The following is a 19,442-nucleotide window of genomic DNA, read 5'->3' on the forward strand; positions in this document are numbered from 1 at the left end:
ACAAAGGTACGTTGTATTTTCTAAATATTAAAATTTTTCTGAGATTTTTTGATACCATTACTGTATTCTATTTATTAAAGACAGGTAGTGCGAGCCACACAGACAGTCGTAGCACGACGGGCAATTGTAGCACAACGAGCAGTCGTAGCACGACGAGCATTTTGGGGGTGAAATGAATTAATGATGAAATTAGGAGAGGAATATACAAAACTTATAGGAAACTTATAGGATAATCGAACAATAAGTGGCTTTTCAGTGGCTCTACAGTGGCTCTACAGTGGCTCTACAGTGGGTCTACAGTGGCTCTACAGTGGGTCTACAGTGGCTCTACAGTGGGTCTACAGTGGGTCTAGAACGAACAAAAGACGAACGATGGATAAATCTAAGTTAAAGCTAAAAGATAGATAAAAAGAAGGTTATTAGTGGATTTCAACTTTGCCAAAGTTTGAAACTTGGGCAAAGTTCATACAAAAAGCGGTGCAAGGTACAAGGTCAGATAGAGAAAAGACGAGTGAGAAACCTCCGAACCCCCGAAGGGGGACAAGCCTTAAAGAAAAATTGATAAAGGCTATCGGTCTGAAAGACAAGACTTATTTGAAGATAGAGCGAAACTGAATCAAGCCTAAGGAAAACAAAAGACGAACAAAAGACGAACAAAAGACGAACAAAAGACGAACAATGAACGAACAAATGACGAACAAATGACGGTGCGAGCCGCACGGGCAAATGAACAAATGACGAACAAACGATGAAGGAAAGATGATGCTATGACAATTGTAAAAAGCGTTTTTATCGTATTATGATGTAGGTGAAATAAAGCTTTTAGTTATATTGAAATATTGGTAAATCAATTAATTAACAAATTGGGAGATTTTTTTTTCATCGTTCGCAATTATTTTAGTACTTTTGCACAAATTTTTTAGATTATGAATTTCGATGTAAAGGAGATTATCTCCGCTACTATGGTGCTCTTTGCGGTAGTTGATATTATCGGGAGTGTGCCTATCATTATTAATCTGCGCAAAAAAGCAGGACGTATACAATCTGAGAAAACAGCTATTGTAGCCGGTATTTTGCTTATTCTGTTTTTATTTATAGGCAAGCAATTACTCAATTTGTTTGGAGTAACGGTTGAGGCATTTGCTGTAGCTGGGGCATTTATTCTCTTTTTTCTCGCCTTAGAGATGATTTTAGGTATCACCCTCTACAAAGGCACTACGCCCGAGACTGCCTCTATTGTCCCTTTGGCTTTCCCTATGGTGGCAGGAGCAGGGGCACTCACTACTGTACTCTCCCTTAGGGCAAAGTTTTATGTAGAGAATATTATAGTGGCAATCCTCATTAATATGATTATTGTGTATATAGTGCTTAAATCTTCGGAGAAAATAGAGAAGTTTTTAGGCAAACAGGGCATTACCGTAATTCACAACCTTTTTGGAGTTATACTTTTAGCGATTGCAGTAAACTTGTTTACTACTAATATTAGGGCGATGTTATTTGGGCAATGATGAATGATAAATGACAGTACGAACCTCACCGACAAATAAAAAATTACGAAAAAGCTACTAACCTCAAAGAATTATAACTAACAATTAAACAAAATGATAAACAAAGAAGATAATTTCTTTCTCTTAGCGGGACCTTGTGCTATAGAAGGGGAAGATATGGCGATGAAAATTGCTGAACATATAGTGAATATCACTCATAAACTGAATATATCCTACATTTTTAAAGGGAGTTTTAAGAAAGCCAATAGGAGTCGCGTAGATTCGTTTACGGGCATAGGCGATGAAAAGGCACTAAAAATACTCCAAAAAGTAGGGCAAACCTTTAATGTCCCTACTGTTACTGATATTCATCAGGTGAGCGATGCGGCGATGGCTGCCGAATATGTAGATGTACTGCAAATACCAGCTTTCTTGGTACGCCAGACTGATTTGGTGGTGGCAGCAGCCGAAACGGGCAAGGTAGTGAACCTGAAAAAAGGTCAGTTTATGAGTCCTGAGAGTATGCAATTTGCCGTGCAAAAAGTATTTGATAGTGGCAATGAAAAAGCGTTGATAACTGACCGTGGCACGATGTTCGGTTATCAAGACTTGATAGTAGATTTTCGAGGAATTCCGACGATGCGCAAGTTTGCTCCTGTAGTAATGGACGTTACGCACTCGCTACAACAGCCTAACCAAAGTAGTGGGGTAACAGGCGGTCGCCCAGATATGATTGAAACCATTGCCCGCGCTGCTATTGTGAACAATGCTGATGGACTTTTTATCGAAACCCATTTTGACCCTGCTAACGCCAAAAGTGATGGGGCAAATATGCTACATCTCGACCTCCTTGAAGGTCTTTTAACGCGTTTGGTTGCCATTCGCAAAACAATTAACGAATTTTAATGAACTATACTGAAGCACTTTCTAATCCTATTTTTAAACTCATAAGCGATATTTCAGCTGAGATATCGGTTGAAAGTTACGTGATTGGGGGCTTTGTACGCGATTATTTATTAGAGAAAAAACTTCCCAAAGACATCGATGTAGTATCAATCGGTAGTGGTATTTCGTTGGCTGAAAAAGTAGCTGAGCGATTGCCTAATGCTCCTAAAGTATCGATATTTAAAAACTTTGGTACAGCAATGATTAAAGCCGATGGCTTAGATATTGAGTTTGTAGGGGCACGCCGTGAAAGCTATGAGGCAAACTCACGCAAGCCTTATGTAGAGAGTGGCACGCTACAAGACGACCAAAACCGTAGGGATTTCACTATCAATGCAATGGCTTTCTCTCTGAACAGAGATACTTTTGGCGAGCTTATCGACCCTTTTGACGGCTTAGGCGACTTAAAACGAAAGCTCATTCGCACTCCCTTAGACCCTGATATTACTTATTCAGACGACCCTTTGCGTATGATGCGTGCTATCAGGTTTGCTACCCAACTGAATTTTAAGATTGAAAAGCAGTCGCTAAAAGCTATTACTGATAATAAGGAACGGCTAAAAATCATCTCGAACGAGCGTATTGTAGAGGAACTGAACAAGATACTCGCTTCGGCTAAACCTTCTATTGGACTGAAATTGCTGTACGAAACGGGCTTGTTACACTATATCCTCCCAGAACTCATTGCCTTGCAAGGGGTGGAGGAACACGACGGACAACGTCATAAAGATAACTTTTGGCATACCTTAGAAGTGGTGGATAATATATCAGAAAACACCGATAACCTCTGGTTACGTTGGGCAGCACTCTTACACGACATTGGCAAAGCACCTACCAAACGCTTCGACAAGAAGATAGGTTGGACATTTCACGGACACGAGTTTGTGGGGAGCAAGATGGTATATCACCTCTTCAAACGTTTGCGAATGCCTCTGAACGACAAGATGAAATACGTGCAGAAAATCGTAAAGATGAGTTCGCGCCCTATTATCATCGCTGATGATATTGTTACTGATTCGGCTGTACGCCGCTTAGTATTTGATGCTGGAGAGGAATTTGAAGACCTAATGACCCTCTGCGAAGCTGATATTACTACTAAAAACCCTAAGAAATTCAAAAAATATCACGACAATTTCCAGATAGTACGCCAAAAGGTAGTGGAAGTAGAAGAGAAAGACCACATTCGCAATTTCCAACCTCCGGTAAGCGGCGAAGAGATAATGCAGACGTTCAACTTACCTCCTTCACAACCGGTAGGAATGCTAAAAGAAGCGATAAAAGAAGCGATTTTAGAGGGGAAAATCCCTAATGAATACGAGGCTGCCAAAGCCTTTATGATGGAGAAAGCAAAGAAGATGAAGTTGATTTAGAGGTACGAGATGCGAGCCACACAGGCAGTGTGAGCCACACAAGCAGTGCGAGCCGTACAGGCGATTAATTTAGTAATGAGATTATGGTTTTTCATATTATTGCTGATGAGTCCGCTTTTGATAAGGGGGCAAGAAATAACGCGTATCAGAGGAAAAGTATTCTACAACAATACGCCTTTGGAAGGGGTGCATATTCAAAACATAGACAACCAGCACTATACTACTACCGATGCTGAGGGGTCTTTTTCGATAGACGCTACCAAAGGACAGAGCTTAAAAGCTACGTATGTAGGCAAGAAAACACTTTACCACAGCCTTACACAAGTGGATTTACAGCGATTGGTTGTTTTAAAAATGGCTGATATTACCATTGCATTAGAAGAAGTGAGTGTTACTGAAAAGCCTAAGATTACTGCTCAGAGTTTGGGTATTTTACAACACACTCCAAAAGAACGCACTTGGGAAGAGAAACGGAAGTACGCTAATACAGATATTCTTCAAATAGACAAACTCACTCTCTACAAACTACTAGTAGGAAATGTGAGTTTTAACTTCAATGCAATTATCAACCACCTGAACGGAAAGGCAAAGATTATAAAGCAACAAGTTATCAATGAAAAGAACCTAAGAGTGGCACATTACATCGTAAATGAGATGAGCAACTACCTCAAAAATGAACATCACCTAACGGAAGAAGAAATAGGCTCCTTGGCTTTCTATGTAATGGAAAAGCCCGAAGCACACCGGCTTGTAGAGCGAAAAGACAACAAGCAATTAGAATTTATGTTATACGAATGGTGGAATGAATTAACTAATTTACAGAAAGAAGAAACAAAAAAAAATGTTAATAATTAATTGTTATTTAATAATTAATTTGTACCTTTGCTAACGAAAAACAACGCTGATAAAATATATAACAAGAGTCAGCCTCTATATAAAATTAATTTTATGAAAAGTATTGAAACAGCAAAAATGTGGCTTTCTGACACTTTTGATGCAGAAACCCGCAACAAGGTTCAAGCCCTCATCGACGGAAATCCCGATGAGCTCAACGAAGCCTTTCACAAGAACTTAGAGTTCGGTACTGGTGGTATGCGCGGTATTATGGGAATTGGTACTAACCGAATCAACAAATACACGTTAGGCAAAAATACCCAAGGATTGAGCAACTACCTCAAAAAATGCTTCCCTAACCAAGAGATTAAAGTGGCTATCGCTCACGACTGTCGCAACAACTCTAAGAAGTTTGCCAAAATAGTAGCCGATGTGTTTGCTGCTAATGGCATAAAAGTATTCCTCTTCTCCGACCTCCGCCCTACCCCAGAGCTTTCGTTTACAGTACGCTACTTAGGCTGCCAAGCAGGTATCGTGCTTACCGCTTCTCACAATCCACCAGAATACAACGGTTATAAAGTGTATTGGCAAGACGGCGGACAAACCGTACCACCCGAAGATGGTGATATTATGAAAGCTATTGAAGCAATTGACTTCAAAGATATCAAATTCAATGCCGATGAGAGTCTTATTCACTACATCGACAAAGAACTTGACAATGCTTTTGCCGAAGCATCTATCAAACACGGAGACTTCAATGCTCCTGAGAAAGACAAGCTAAAAATTGTATTTACTTCTTTGCACGGAACGTCTATCACTATGGTACCCGATGTGCTCAAACGCGCAGGCTTTACTAATGTACACATCGTAGAGGAACAAGCTGTACCTGATGGTAACTTCCCAACTGTAAAATCACCTAACCCCGAAGAGCCCGAAGCTCTTACGTTGGCACTCAAAAAAGCAGACGCAATAGGAGCTGATATCGTAATAGGTACTGACCCCGATTGCGACCGTATAGGTATAGCCGTTCGCGACCTTCACGGCAAAATGGTGCTACTTAACGGTAACCAAACAATGGTAATGATGACCGACTTTCTCTTGGCACAACAAAGCAAAAAAGGCTTTAAAGGCAACGAGTTTGTAGCTTCTACTATCGTTTCGACTCCTATGGTAAAAGCTATCGCCGATGCATACAAAGTGGAATACAAAGAAGGTCTCACGGGCTTCAAATGGATTGCCAAGATGATAAAAGACTTCCCTAAGCTTACTTTCATAGGCGGTGGAGAGGAAAGCTTCGGCTATATGATAAGTAATTTTGTACGCGATAAAGATGCCGTAACTGCGACCCTATTGGCTTGTGAGATTGCAGCATTTGCCAAAGCTAAAGGCAGTTCTTTCTACAAAGAATTGCTACACGCTTATAGCAAATACGGTTTCTACAAAGAGTACCTCATTTCCTTAGTGAAAAAAGGTATTTCGGGCTCAGAAGAGATTGCTAAGATGATGAAAGACTTGCGCGAAAATCCGTTGAAGGAAATTAACGGAGAAAAAGTAACGCTGATTTGCGATTACCAATCGTCTAAGGCATTCCACCCACTTACTGGCAAAGTAGAAGAAATAGACGTTCCTAAATCGAATGTGCTTATCTACCACACCGATAAGGGTACCCGCGTAGCAGCACGCCCCAGCGGTACAGAGCCTAAGATTAAGTTTTATTTCAGTGTAAATACATCTTTGAGCAGTGTAGACACTTTTGAAGCAACTCAAAAGGTTTTGGATAGCAAAATCCAAAAGATAGTAGAAGAGTTGAAGCTAAAATAATGAACCACTCTATATACTCTATAGAGTCCGCAAATAGACAGTACCTCTGCATTCAATGATTGAAAGCAGAGGTACTTTTTTGAAGAAAGAAATATGTAAAACAGAAAACAGAGCCCCTTTTACTAGAGACTCCGTTTTCATCTTCAATAAAGCTAAAAATCTTTATCTTTATTTGTAACCAGGTGTTTGAACAAGTGTATTATCATCAGCTATCATAGCTGGAGAAATAGGTAAATATATATTCTTTTTTGTACCATTGGAAGTCATTGAAGCTACTTCATCATATACATAGTTATCACCCGCACGTAGTAAATCCCACCAACGTTTACCTTCTCCAATGAACTCTTTGTAACGTTCATCAAGAATAGCTTTAGCATTATTAGCCTTAGTACTATTAGTATAACCGTGAGTAGCTACGTTATAATTGCTACCATAAGCTCTTGCACGCACTTGGTTTATCTCAGCAGAAGGGTCTTCACCCAAGTTATTTTTAGCCTCTGCCAATAGCAATAATACATCAGCATAGCGATAAATAGGTACGTTATTTTCGTTCACTATATCTCCTGAGTTATTCCTTCCTACGAATTTTGATAATATAGAACCTAAATAATTAGTAGTGTTAAAAGGAATATGTCCTACATTATCAGAGTAAACACGTACAAATGTAGCACGACGTTGATCTTTTACGTCATCTATTAGGCGCAAAGTTTTTTCAGAAGGAGAATGATAGTTACCACCTTCTACATACAAGAATGATGAAATTTTTCGACCACTATCATCAAACTTATCCTTAACATCAGTATTACGTGCTGTTGTTACTTTATAGAAGTGTTCAGCTTCATCTTTCTTATAGTCTAAGGCAAAAATAAACTCAGTATTTTTTTCGTTATCAATACCCCATAAGTTTTCATAGGGCACTAATGCTCCTGAGACTTGGCTAAGAGCATTCTTGGCTTCAGTAAATTCAGTGGCACCACCACCTAACACTTTACCTGACCACAAGAATACATCTCCTTTAAGAATAAGGGTAGCTCGTTTTGACCAATAGACATTATCACGATAAAAATTCTCATTGTTTTCAAATAAGTCTAATGATTTTTGAATATCTTGTTTGATAAAAGCTAATACTTCTGCTTTAGGAGCACGTGCTTTTTTAAGAGCTACTAAGTTATCAACGTTTTGCAAAGGTTCTGTAACAATAGGTACATCTCCCCAACTTTTTAGCATAGTGTAATAGATATAGGCTCTAAGTCCATACATCTGTGCCAACATATTCTTCTTCTCACTTTCATTACTGAAAGGAGTTTGAGGGGCATTTTTAATAAAGTCATTGATATAATGCAACATTGAATACCAATTCCCCCAATTATTAAATGCGACCTTAGTAATGTTAATGTCGTTAGTATAGAGGTCTTGATTATGTGAATTTTCAATACCTTTACCACCCCATATATCAGAACGGAGTTCCCCCATCAGCCACATTGTATACCCATAAGATCTAAAACGTGAATATACGCCTGAGTGTACAGATTTAGCAGCTTCTTCTTTATTCCAAAATCCTGTATAAGTAAGATCACTTTCAGGAGGTGTTTCTAATTCACAGGCTCCCAAAAATAGTAATGAGAGTCCTAATAATATATTTCTTTTCATTTTAGTTCTATTTTAAAAAGTTATTTAAAAAGTAGCATTGATACCAAAAGTAAAGCTACGTGGTAAAGGGAAACGCCCATTATCCCAACCGCCTTTTTCAGGAGAATAACCCGAATACTTAGTAAAGTAAGCTAAGTTAGTACCTGAAACGAAAAGACGAATATCTTTAAAAGCATTATTCACTAAAGATCCTGGCAAATTATAGCTAAGAGTAATTTCACGCAAAGCCAAATAATCTCCTTTCTCCCAGTAGCGAGAACTTGCTGTAAATTGTTCTTCTCCTGCTTTTGTTTCAGCTTTATGGTTGCCGCGAGGGTCGGTAAAGTCATAACGTGGAATATCAGCATTAGGATTCTCAGGTGTCCAAGTATCTTTTATCTCTGATGTCCAGTTCATATTACCCTGTACTTGTGAAATACCTCTACTTCGTACGGAATTGTGTACTAAGTGCCCCACCGCATAGTCTGTTTTGATAAAGAGATTAATGTTTTTATAGGTAAAATCAGTAGTAAAACCTCCTATAAAATCAGGGGTGGTTCTACCCAATACTACTCTATCTCGGCTATTGATAATACCATCGCCATTTACATCTTTCCAACGGGTATCACCTACCATAGGTTTTCGGTTAGCAGCAGGTATAGTACCCGCATAAAAGTCAATTTGCCTATCTTTATCAGCTTCTAATTCTGCTTGGTTATGATATACACCTTCATCTTGATAGCCTAACACCAAATCATCACCCACACGTTCTCCCTCTTGGCGACCACCTACATACATAGTTTTAGTAGGATCAGAAGGATCCCATATTTCTTGTCCTCCTATACGATTCTTATTATTACCGTTATGTGGAAGTTTCTTCACAAAGCTACGAATACGGGTAAAGTTAGCTCCTATATTCCATTTTATATCATCGGTATTGATAACTTTGAAGTTCGCTTCAATTTCAATACCTCTGTTTTGTAGCGTACCATTATTAATTTTCACAGATGAGAAACCTGTAGAGATAGGTATTCTTTGGTCTGCCAATTTATCATAAATATCACGAATGAAATAATCTACTAAGAAATTCACACGATTGTTAAAAAGTCCAAGGTCTAATCCAAAGTTTAGGGTAGTAGCTTTTTCCCATTTCAAGTAATACAAAGGTACAGAAGTATTTACATAGCCTTTCTTACCATTATAGGGTGATTGTACGCTGTATTTTCCTAACAACCAATAGTAATCATTACTTATAGTCAAAGCATCAATATTTCCGTTTACCCCATAGCTCACACGTGGTTTTAGTCTGCTGATTACTTGGCTAATTTTTCCTTCTTTGAAGAACTCTTCATTATGAGCATTCCAACCTATAGAAGCTCCCGGGAAAAAGCCGAATTTATTATCACGTAGTTTTGAAGTACCGTCATAACGGAAAGTAAGTCCTAAAAGGTAGCGGTCGTCATAATCGTAATTAAGTTGCCCAAAAGCAGACACTATGCTATAATCGCGTTTGTAGGAATAAGGGATTCCACTTGCTTTAGCTCCTGCATTGAGGGTACGGATAAGGTCAGTGGGAGAACCTTCAGTAGCTGCATTAGAAGCGAATTGTTGTTGTTTGAAAAACTCACCTCCTAATAATACACTTAGATTATGCTTTTCAGCAAAAGTATTTTTGTAGTTCAGCGTAAGGGTACCCTGATTGTTCATAGTGCGATCGTAAGCCGTTTTAGCTTGGCGAGAAGATACTAAAGCTCCACTATTCATATAAGCCTTGTAAAACCTGTCGTCTGTATTATGTACAGCGAAGTGGCTAGCGCGTGCCATCAAAGAAAGATTTTTAAGCAATTTCCAATCAAACTGTACCGAAGCCGTAATACGGTGTTCTATATTGTCCATTAAGAACTTATCTTTGTAGTAAGCAGGGTTCCCAAAACTTGAGTTACTACCAGGGTTGTAGTCTTTAGAAGAACTGCCATCGGGATTGGTATTGTAAATACGCGAAGTAGGCGCTTGCCCTGCAAAACGTTGGAAAATAAAATAATCATCTTCATTGGCATAAGTACTCAAAGCATCTCTAAAAGACCCTACTTTGTTAGATTGAGCATAAAGAACATTAGAAGATACTTTAAAATCATCTGTAATCTTATAAGAGCCATTAAAAGTACCAGAATAACGTTTAAAGTTAGACCCTAATACTAAACCTGTATCATCTAAATATCCTAATCCCAAATAGTAAGTGCCTTTATCATTACCTCCTTCAAATGAAACACTGTAATCTTTAGCATCACTATATTGATAGATAAGTTCTCCTACATTATTATTTTGAAAAATAAGTGTTTTAGTAGGGTCTAAAGGATCTGTCATTGTTTGCCATTCTGGATTATTAAGCAAATAACGATTGGCATTAGTAAGTTCCATTGTAGTATATGGTGAATCAGTAGTGTTATTACCTGTTGACATAGCGTGTGTACCAGTAAGGAATTGGTCGAAATTGTGTACTCCGTAGTCTTGTACATTCTTAATAGCACGTCTATTCCAGTAGATAAAGTCGCGCGCATCAAGATAATCGGGTAAAGCACGTTTCTGATTCATCGTATATTTGGTTCTGACGGTAATATTAGAACGTCCTGTTTTTCCTTTTTTAGTAGTTATCAAGATAACTCCATTCGCAGCACGTGCTCCATAAATAGCAGTAGAAGCAGCGTCTTTTAAGACCTCCATAGATTCTATATCATCAGAGTTCAAAGCGTAAAAAGAACCTGGTACTCCATCTATTAAGACCAAAGGTGAACCACTACCATCGAAGCCAGTACCACCACGCAATTGTATTTCGGGGGTAGTCCCTGGTTTCCCTGTTACTTGGGTTACTCTAAGTCCTGCAATACTACCTTGTAGAGCGGTAGCCGCATTAGAACGTGGAGCACTTTCTAATACTTTTGTGTTCAATTTAGAAACTGAAGTAGCTAAGGTTTTACGAGTTTGCACTCCATATCCCGTCACCACCACTTCATCAAGCGTATTGCTCTCTTCTTTTAACTTAATATTAAGTGTAACATTTCCACCTCCTGTTACTCTTCTCTCTTGGGTAGTATATCCGACAAAGCTAAATACAAGAATATCACCCTCCTTTGCAGTGAGGGTATAGTTCCCTTCAAAGTCGGTCTGGGTACCGTGTGTGGTACCTTTCACAACTACAGCAGCACCTGGCAACGGCATTTCATCAGAAGAAACCGTCCCTTTCACCATTATCTCTTGAGCCCAACCTATTGTGGTAAAGAACAACAAGAAGAATACACTAAATAAATACTTTTGCTTCATTACTTTAAATTTTTACTGATTGATTTTATAAATACAATGGGGTGGTAGGTTAATTACATTTTATATATACTACATTTGGTTACATTTGTTAAAGAAATCAATGCTTTCCAATTCTTTCTTAATGACTGCTTCCTCTTCATCAGTAATATTTTGGAAAGGCGTACGGTTGATACCTAAGTCTAAACCAAGCAACTTCATTATACGCTTGCCGCACACTATGTTGCCACGATATTTAGCAATTACATTTATCACGTCTTGGGCGTAGTTTTGCAACTCAGCAGCTTTGGCAATATTACCCTTGTGGTATTCATCTATGATACCTACCAATACCTTACCTATATAGCTACCAGTACCGCTAATACCACCACGAGCACCCCCCATTACAAGAGCATTGAGGATAGTCTCGTCTAAGCCGTAGAGCATATCGTATTTACCATTGTTGTACAACATACATTGGTTGTACTCATAAAGCGGTTCGTAGGTGTATTTGATGCCCGCTAAGTTAGGAATACGTCCGTCAGCTGCTTTAAGGAACGGCAACATAGGAAGGTACACTCCATTGAGCACAGGGATATGGTAAAAATAGAAAGGCAGATTAGGCGCTCCACAAGCTATTTCTTCGCAGTATTTCACCAGCTCCTCTACCCTACCCGCTTTGGGGAAAGGTGAAGCCATTGCCCCTATACCGAAAGCTCCAATTTCTTGGGCGTGCTGTGCCATTTTGTAGCTATCTTTGATGCAGGTGGCCCCACAGTGTACAATCACTTTGAAGCCTTTGGGAGCTACTGATACCCATTTTTCGGCTATCTTCATACGTTCTTCAACTGTCATCATATAGCCTTCACCTGACGAACCGTTGATAAATACCCCTATCAATCCATTTTTTTGCAAGAGTTTTGCATACTGATCAATAGGGTCTAAATTTACTTCTCCTTTCTTGTCAAAAGGTGTAAAAGGCGCTACTATTAGCCCATTAATTTTTTCAAATGTCATTTTATTTACTTATTTATTCCTCTCCCTCTCCTTTCTTCCCCTCCCAAAAAGGAAGGGGAAGGGGAACCTCAAAAGCAATAATAAGGAGAGTGTTTATTAATAATTCTATTTCAATTAGCTCCTCCTTGGGAAGAGTTGGGGAGGATTATTCTCCACACAATTCTCTCTTAGGTTTTAAGAATAACAACATCAGTACAATGGCTATTAAGATAATCACCGAGAGTTTACTAAAATCAGCTCCTAAGTTGCCCGCATCGGTAGAAGTACCGAGCATTAAGGTAACGGCATAGCCCGAAAATACGCCTCCCATATTCATAATGCCATAAGCCGTAGCGCGTTGCTGTTGCGGAATAATTTGGCATAAGATAGGCATATTGTTGGTATCGAACATTCCGTAGCCAATACCAAAAAGCAAGGTTGCCCCTATCATTGCCACGTACGACTCACCAAATCCTATGAGTATCAAGGCAGGAATGGTAAGCCCTAAGCCAATAGTACTAGTATAGATGCGCGCTTTGATATTAGTCTGTACCCAGCGGTCGGACAATGTACCTCCTATGAGCACTCCTAAGAAAGAAGATATAGCGATAGAAATTGTTGCTATAGGTCCTGCGGTAGCCATCGGTACATTTAAGTTAGTAGCAAAGAGCGTAGGCAACCAGTTCTTAGTTCCCCAGCCTGGAAAGCTCGATGCCATAAAGTAGAACAAGAGTATCCAGAAAGAGAAAGTGCCAAACACAAGAGCAAGCGATGATAACAATGAGTTTTTCGGTGCTGGCGTTGTTTGTGTAGTTGCTTGTGGCTTGCGCTCTATGTCAAAGAGAGTAAATACCAAGAAAAAAGCATACACTATCCCTACCATACCAAACCAGTGAAACACAGTATGCCAAGTATAGTTAGAGGCAATGGTAGCTCCAAAGCCTCCTAAGGCTTGTCCTGCATAGAGTCCCGACATATGAATACCTATAGCCAAAGAGCGTGTTTTTGAAGTATGGTAATCGGCTATCATAGAAAGAGCAGTAGCTAAGTAAAGCGCTTCACTGAGTCCCATTAAGGCGCGTAGCCAATACACCTGGTTAAAGGTTGTCGCATAACCCATACCATAAGTTACTGCCGACCATACAAACAGGCTTCCTACAATCATCCACTTGCGGTTCACGCGGTCAGCAATAATACCAGCCACAGGGCTCATCAATCCGTAGATAAGAAGGAACACTCCCATCAGCCTACCAAAGTTTTCTCCCACAGCAAGCTCTTTGATATCCATTTTCATCGACTCCTGCATCGTGGAGAGCATTTGTCGATCTAAATAATTGAGTAGTGCCACCACCCATAGCAATGCCACTACTATCCAAGGGTATATTTTACTGTTTTTCATAGTATCAATTGTTATATTAGTTTGTTAAAGAGCCTCCCTACGGTCGGGAAATCTAACAGATTAACAAAAGTTTGTTTGATTTTGTTTTTTTGATTGATTTCTGAGGCATAGCCTCACCCTTTAAGTAAGTATATACTATTTTACCACAACTTTGAAAGTTTTATTGCTACGTACACCGGGTTTTAGTTCTCCTTGCACGAGGTAAAACTCATCTGGAGAACCTACTAAGGTAGCACCTGCTCTAGCGAAATCAGTTTGTGTATCGAGCTCCGACCACTTTTGCGTGTGAGTATCGAACAGATAACACTCTTTATTGAAACGATAGTACTCAATAGGCTGTGTCATATAATGCGACATATAGTCGTAGTTTTTCTGCTTGCGTGTCTCATCAGTGAGGGTAGTATCGCGACCTATATGATAGAGGTCGGTGATGGTTTTTAAGAAAAGTGTCGCATTTACACCTCCAAAACAAGCAATATAGCGGTTATCAATAGCCAAAGCTGTAGCTCCTGTGAGCGAAAATGGCACTTTATCAGGACTTTCTTGTGTAGCTATTTTTTGCCATTGCTGTTGTTGCACACTATACCTCCACACAGCAGTAAAGAGAGCAGGCACGCGGGTAGTATCCCCCCCGAAAAAGCCTCCTAACAAGAATAAGTGTGTATCACCCTCTTGTTCCATCGCTACTAATACAGGTTGTACACTGGGCTCTTCGGGAAAATCAGGCAAGCGATGCCACCCTTTATCAGTAATAGTATCGATATAATACACTTTGTTAGAGGGTTTTCCCGAAGCACTACCTCCTGCTACAAACACCTTGCTACCTATACTCGCACCTGCAAAGTTATCGAGTGGTTCAGGCAAAGAAGGGAAAGAAGTAAGCGTAATACCTTTTTCTTTTGAGTACTGCACCTTATAGCAATTGGCTAAAGAGTGTGTAGCCGTCTGTCCTCCTATCCACAGATAGCCAGCAGGAATCGCTACTGATACCCCATACGCCGCTGCTTCAGGAAGTTTGCCCACTGTTTGCCATTGGTTTTGCGTTTTATTGAAGTGAAGTATTTCATCGTAAAACACTTTCTTTCCGCCTTCAAACCCGAGTTTATCAGGGAAGTTACACCCTCCTGCTACCAATAATTCACCGTTGAGCAGGGCAGCATAAGAAGCCGAAACGCCTTTCTGCAAATCGCCTTCCAAGCCTTGGGTTGCGAGTTCTGTAATATTAATTTTCATAGGTTGTTCTTTTTGGGTTTCTGTACAAGCCGTCAATATTATTAGAGATAAAAGGAATAGTGCAGACTTTGCCAAAGGTGCGAGCCGCACGGGCAGGAAACTTTGGCAAAGTAGCTTAGACTTTGTCAAAGTTTTTCTGTTCATTATTTGTCTTTTATCATTAACCATTAACAATTAACCATTAATCATTGCAATTGTTTTCCACACTTGATATAAGCCACGTGGTACGTGGAAACATCCTTTCCATTTACCGCCTTTGAGGTCTAAAAGCACTTCGCCTTGGCGATTGAGGTACCCCCACCATTCGCGGTGTTTAGGGTCTTTAAAATGTTCCCAAGTGTAATGATGCACTTTCTCAAACCACTGCAAGCACTCTTTATTACCAGTGAGTTGATATCCTTTTATCAGCGAGATAAGCGTTTCTATATGTACCCACCACAGTTTCTGATCCCATTCTAATTGTTGGGGCGGACAGCCTTTTCTATCCATAAAGTAGTAGATACCGCCATACTCTTTATCCCAACCGTAGTCAATCATTTTTAGGGTAGTTTGCACCGCCTTTTCGATGAGTTCAGGACGATTGAGACGTTTGCCTAAGTCCATTATAAACCACATTGCCTCAATGGCGTGACCGGGGGTAAGCTGACGACCTTCAAAAGTATCAGATAGCGAACCGTCTGCATTTACATTTTCTACTACGATGCCACCCAGTTCAGGGCGTAAAAATACGTCCATTACTTCGTGAATACAAGTATCCATCGTTTTCTCAATAAAAGCCTCGTCCAATAAGGGTTCTATCTCCAATGCCAAATTACAGAGAATCATAGGCAAGGCAAAGTTTTTAAGCGAACGAGTGCCTGGGTAGGCTTTGCTCCATTTCCCCTTAGGATTATCTTGTTTAGAAAGGATAATATCAAAAGTGCGTTTGGCTATATCGGCATATTCCTGATTGCCTGTGGCAATGCTCAACTGACCGAAAGCCATCGTAGCAAAGGTATAAGAGAAAATATTATAAGGTTCCACAAGAGGGTTACCTTGTCGGTCTAATGAAAAATACCAGTTTAGGTTTCCGTCGTGTCCGTATTTTTTGAGAAACTCTGCCCCTTGTATAGCGCAATCCAACCATTCTTGTCGTTTTTCTACACGGTTATAAAGCATTGCAAAGAGCCATACTTCACGCCCTTGTAACCAAATAAACTTATCGGTATCAAATACATTTCCTTGGCGGTCGAGACAAGTAAAATAACCACCATATTCTTTGTCTTGCGATTTCTCTAACCAAAACGGAATCACATTTTGTAACAATTCATCGCGATATTGTTTTTCTAATTGTTTAAAATCCATTATTAAAATAGTATCTTAGTTCTAATTGCGATTTAGTTTTTATTCTTCTTTAATCGACGGGGCAAAATAACAAATAAAAAATGATATGAACAAATATTTAATAAAGTTTTTTTGTATATAAATTTTATGAAATCTTAATTTTAGAGATAATAAACTGATTTACAGATATATTTAAATTAAACAGGAAGTATTACATTTTCGTATTATTTCGAAAAAATAACTATAAACAATCTTTTTATTTTCTATTTCATTCAAAAATCTATTATAAAGAATAATTTAAAATATTTTATTTTACAAATCCTACATAGCATAAAAACTACAATAATAAAACTTTTAATTAATAATAGCCTATTAATTTATTTGAAATAGAAAATAAAGCGTATAATAATAAAATAGAAAGGTTTTATTAATATGCATAAAGCAAAGCACATAACTTCGTACTATAATTTATTTCCAAGAATAAATCCATCATTTTCCTATTGCAATAGAGCCTCTCCTTTTTTTTATTACACATTATATATCAATCGCTTACAAACTACTCCCTATATTTCAACATTTATATTACTTCATAAAACCTATTTTCCTTCATTGTTCCATTATCTGCCCGTGCGGCTCGCACCGTCTTTTCTTCGTCTTTACGTCGCTGTAGTTCCCCCTTTGGAGGAAGCCAGCGAAAGCTGGGTATGTGTAAGGGGGAGGTTTTTTTCGTCTTTTCTTTATCTGCCCGTGCGGCTCGCACCGTCTTTTGTTCGTCTTTTGTTCGTCTTTTGTTCGTCTTTTGTTCGTCTTTTGTTCGTCTTTTGTTCGTCTTTTGTTCGTCTTTTGTTCGTCTTTTGTTCGTCTTTTGTTCGTCTTTTGTTCGTCTTTTGTTCGTCTTTTGTTCGTCTTTCCTATAAGCTTCTTCTAAATTAACCATTAACCATTAACCATTAACCATTAACCACTAACCATTAACCACTAACCATTAACCACTAACCATTAACCACTAACCATTAACCACTAACCATTAACCACTAACCATTAACCACTAACCATTAACCATTAACCATTAATTAAAATTTTGCTCATTTGCTAATTATTCTCTACCTTTGCACTCCAAATTAACAAAGACATTATGATTTACGAAATATGTGCCAGCTCATTCGAGTCGGCTAAAAATGCACAAGAAGCAGGTGCTACTCGCATTGAATTATGCAGTGAATTGGGAGTAGGAGGCATCACTCCCAGCTACGGATTGATTAAAAAAGTAATGGACGAGCTGAGCATCGGCAATTGTGTGCTGATACGTCCACGCAGTGGCGATTTCACTTATACCGAAGAAGAATTCGATGTAATGTTGCGCGATATTGTTCTTTGCCGTGAGTTAGGTTGTATGGGCGTAGTAACGGGTGTGTTGCACCGCGATAATACCATCGATGAAGAACGCACCGCACGCCTCATTGAAGCCTCTGGTGATATGGAATTTATCTATCATCGCGCTTTCGACTGTACCCCCGACCCCATTGTAGCTATTCAAACCTTGAAACGTTTGGGAGTGAAACGCATTCTCACCTCAGGAGGTAAGAAATCGGCTATTGAGGGGCTCGCTCTTCTAAAAGAACTCAACCACATTGGCGGAGGACAACCTACTATTATGCCCGGTGGAGGCATCAATGCGCAAAGTATCGTGCAGATAAAGGCTGCCGGTTTTACCGAAGTACATTTCTCAGGTACTGTTTTCGAAGATTTAGGTACTACCTTACCTTTCTCGTTCAAAACAGAAAGTTTTTTAGATGAAACCAAAAGACCTATTTCTAACGTTAAAGTTATTCGTGAGATTATTAGCAAATTAGCAAATTAGCGAATAACCAAATTAATTCTATGGTTTATATTATACTTATCAGTATTTTTACGCTGTATTTCTTATTGAGTTTTTATGCTAGCAGAAGTTTAAAGACTCTTACCGTAGCACGATGGATACATTGGACTTTCTGGGGAATAGCAGTAGCGATTGTTCTCAACCTTCTTTATCATTGGTTCAACAGAGGTAAAACGGTGTGGAGTGCTCCTCAGCAATATGCTGTGGCAGGACTACTTACGTGGCTCATCATCTGCTTATTTGTCAGTTTGCCTTTGCTTATAGAAGATATTACTCGGCTTATACGCGCTCTTTTCAGCAAGAAAAAGCAAAACGCTCCTCGTTTGCCCTCACGACGCAAGTTTATCAGTATGCTGGGTTGGGGCTTGGCAGCAATTCCTTTTGCCTCTATCCTCTATGCTATTTTTAAAGGAAAGTACAATTATAAGGTATGGAAGTATACCCTTTATTTTCCCGACCTTCCTAAGGCGTTCGACGGCTATCGAATTACTCAAATTTCAGATATTCACTGTGGAAGTTTTGACAATTATGAAAAGATACGTTACGGAGTAGAACTTATCAATGCCCAAAAGAGTGATGTTATTCTTTTCACGGGCGATTTGGTAAATAACTTGGCAGAGGAGGTTCACGATTGGAAAAGCTTGTTTGCTACGCTGTACGCTCCTGATGGCGTCTTTTCTATTATGGGTAACCACGATTATGGCGATTACTCTTCTTGGGAAAGCGTTGAAGCTAAACGCAAGAACTTAGAACACTTGTTTGATTTACAAAAGGAAATGGGTTGGGACTTGCTCCTCAATGAGCATCGCTATTTAGAACGCAATGGCGAAAAGATTGCCCTTATAGGCGTTGAAAACTGGGGGCGCGGTAGGTTCTCTAAATACGGCGACCTCAATAAAGCTATGGAGGGGGTAAACGAAGAAGATTTTAAAATACTGATGAGTCACGACCCTACTCATTTTCAAGAAATTGTTTTGCCCGAGAAAAAGAACATAGCGCTCACCCTTAGCGGTCATACACACGGAATGCAATGTGGAATTGAAATACCCCAATGGCGGTGGAGTCCCTCACAATATATTTATAAATATTGGGGAGGTATGTATCAAGAAGGAGCACAATATTTAAACGTAAATCGTGGGTTTGGGTATCACGCCTTTCCTGGAAGATTAGGCGTATGGCCTGAAATTACTGTCATAGAACTCAAACGAGGATAATATAACTTTTGCGAAGAT

General features: G+C 39.3%; 14 protein-coding genes. 7 read left to right on the forward strand and 7 right to left on the reverse strand.

The genetic code is table 11. The features are described 5' to 3' along the window. The first annotated feature begins 926 nt into the window (after window positions 1-926). From HW279_RS09840 to HW279_RS09860, 5 genes are all read left to right on the forward strand, one after another. Complete coding sequence (locus tag HW279_RS09840; protein WP_002672351.1) at window positions 927-1,508, forward strand: MarC family protein; 582 nt, start codon at window positions 927-929, stop codon at window positions 1,506-1,508. Between the two features lie 93 nt (window positions 1,509-1,601). After that, window positions 1,602-2,393, forward strand: a complete 792-nt coding sequence (gene kdsA, locus HW279_RS09845; protein ID WP_002672353.1) for a 3-deoxy-8-phosphooctulonate synthase — start codon at window positions 1,602-1,604, stop codon at window positions 2,391-2,393. Continuing rightward, complete coding sequence (locus HW279_RS09850; protein WP_178958839.1) at window positions 2,393-3,802, forward strand: CCA tRNA nucleotidyltransferase; 1,410 nt, start codon at window positions 2,393-2,395, stop codon at window positions 3,800-3,802. The genes kdsA and HW279_RS09850 overlap by 1 nt, the downstream gene beginning before the upstream one ends. A gap of 75 nt (window positions 3,803-3,877) precedes the next feature. Then, window positions 3,878-4,657, forward strand: a complete 780-nt coding sequence (locus tag HW279_RS09855) for a carboxypeptidase-like regulatory domain-containing protein (RefSeq protein WP_255495814.1) — start codon at window positions 3,878-3,880, stop codon at window positions 4,655-4,657. Window positions 4,658-4,750: 93 nt separating this feature from the next. Continuing rightward, window positions 4,751-6,457, forward strand: coding sequence for a phospho-sugar mutase (locus HW279_RS09860; RefSeq protein WP_178958840.1), 1,707 nt, complete (start codon window positions 4,751-4,753; stop codon window positions 6,455-6,457). 168 nt (window positions 6,458-6,625) lie between these two features. Here the strand turns inward: HW279_RS09860 and HW279_RS09865 are convergent, their stop codons facing one another. The 7 genes from HW279_RS09865 to HW279_RS09895 all read right to left on the reverse strand — a co-directional run bounded on the left by HW279_RS09865 (window position 6,626) and on the right by HW279_RS09895 (window position 17,268). Further along, window positions 6,626-8,107, reverse strand: coding sequence for a RagB/SusD family nutrient uptake outer membrane protein (locus HW279_RS09865; RefSeq protein ID WP_178958841.1), 1,482 nt, complete (start codon window positions 8,105-8,107; stop codon window positions 6,626-6,628). A 24-nt stretch (window positions 8,108-8,131) separates the two neighbouring features. Continuing rightward, a complete protein-coding gene (locus tag HW279_RS09870; RefSeq protein ID WP_178958842.1) occupies window positions 8,132-11,404 on the reverse strand; it encodes a SusC/RagA family TonB-linked outer membrane protein in 3,273 nt (1,090 codons plus the stop codon). Between the two features lie 69 nt (window positions 11,405-11,473). Next, window positions 11,474-12,397 carry a dihydrodipicolinate synthase family protein gene (locus HW279_RS09875; RefSeq protein WP_002672362.1) on the reverse strand — a complete coding sequence of 308 codons (924 nt, stop codon included), beginning with the start codon at window positions 12,395-12,397 and terminating at the stop codon, window positions 11,474-11,476. A gap of 145 nt (window positions 12,398-12,542) precedes the next feature. Further along, window positions 12,543-13,775: an MFS transporter gene (locus tag HW279_RS09880; protein WP_016479466.1), complete on the reverse strand. Its 1,233-nt coding sequence runs from the start codon at window positions 13,773-13,775 to the stop codon at window positions 12,543-12,545. Window positions 13,776-13,910: 135 nt separating this feature from the next. Beyond that, window positions 13,911-15,176 (reverse strand): cyclically-permuted mutarotase family protein, encoded by a 1,266-nt coding sequence (locus HW279_RS09885; protein ID WP_178958843.1) that lies wholly within the window; start codon window positions 15,174-15,176, stop codon window positions 13,911-13,913. Window positions 15,177-15,182: 6 nt separating this feature from the next. Beyond that, the gene (locus HW279_RS09890) at window positions 15,183-16,352 is read right to left on the reverse strand and encodes an AGE family epimerase/isomerase (protein ID WP_009420570.1); all 1,170 of its coding nucleotides are present in this window, start codon (window positions 16,350-16,352) and stop codon (window positions 15,183-15,185) included. Between the two features lie 556 nt (window positions 16,353-16,908). Then, on the reverse strand, window positions 16,909-17,268 hold the full coding sequence (locus HW279_RS09895) for a hypothetical protein (RefSeq protein WP_178958844.1): 360 nt from the start codon (window positions 17,266-17,268) through the stop codon (window positions 16,909-16,911). Between the two features lie 198 nt (window positions 17,269-17,466). Here HW279_RS09895 and HW279_RS09900 point away from each other — a divergent pair, with 198 nt between their 5' ends. Then, window positions 17,467-18,192: a copper homeostasis protein CutC gene (locus tag HW279_RS09900; RefSeq protein WP_178958845.1), complete on the forward strand. Its 726-nt coding sequence runs from the start codon at window positions 17,467-17,469 to the stop codon at window positions 18,190-18,192. A gap of 20 nt (window positions 18,193-18,212) precedes the next feature. Further along, window positions 18,213-19,424 carry a metallophosphoesterase gene (locus HW279_RS09905; protein WP_178958847.1) on the forward strand — a complete coding sequence of 404 codons (1,212 nt, stop codon included), beginning with the start codon at window positions 18,213-18,215 and terminating at the stop codon, window positions 19,422-19,424. Window positions 19,425-19,442 lie beyond the last annotated feature (18 nt).

It is taken from the genome of Capnocytophaga sp. oral taxon 903 (assembly GCF_013394785.1).
Lineage (GTDB): Bacteria > Bacteroidota > Bacteroidia > Flavobacteriales > Flavobacteriaceae > Capnocytophaga > Capnocytophaga ochracea.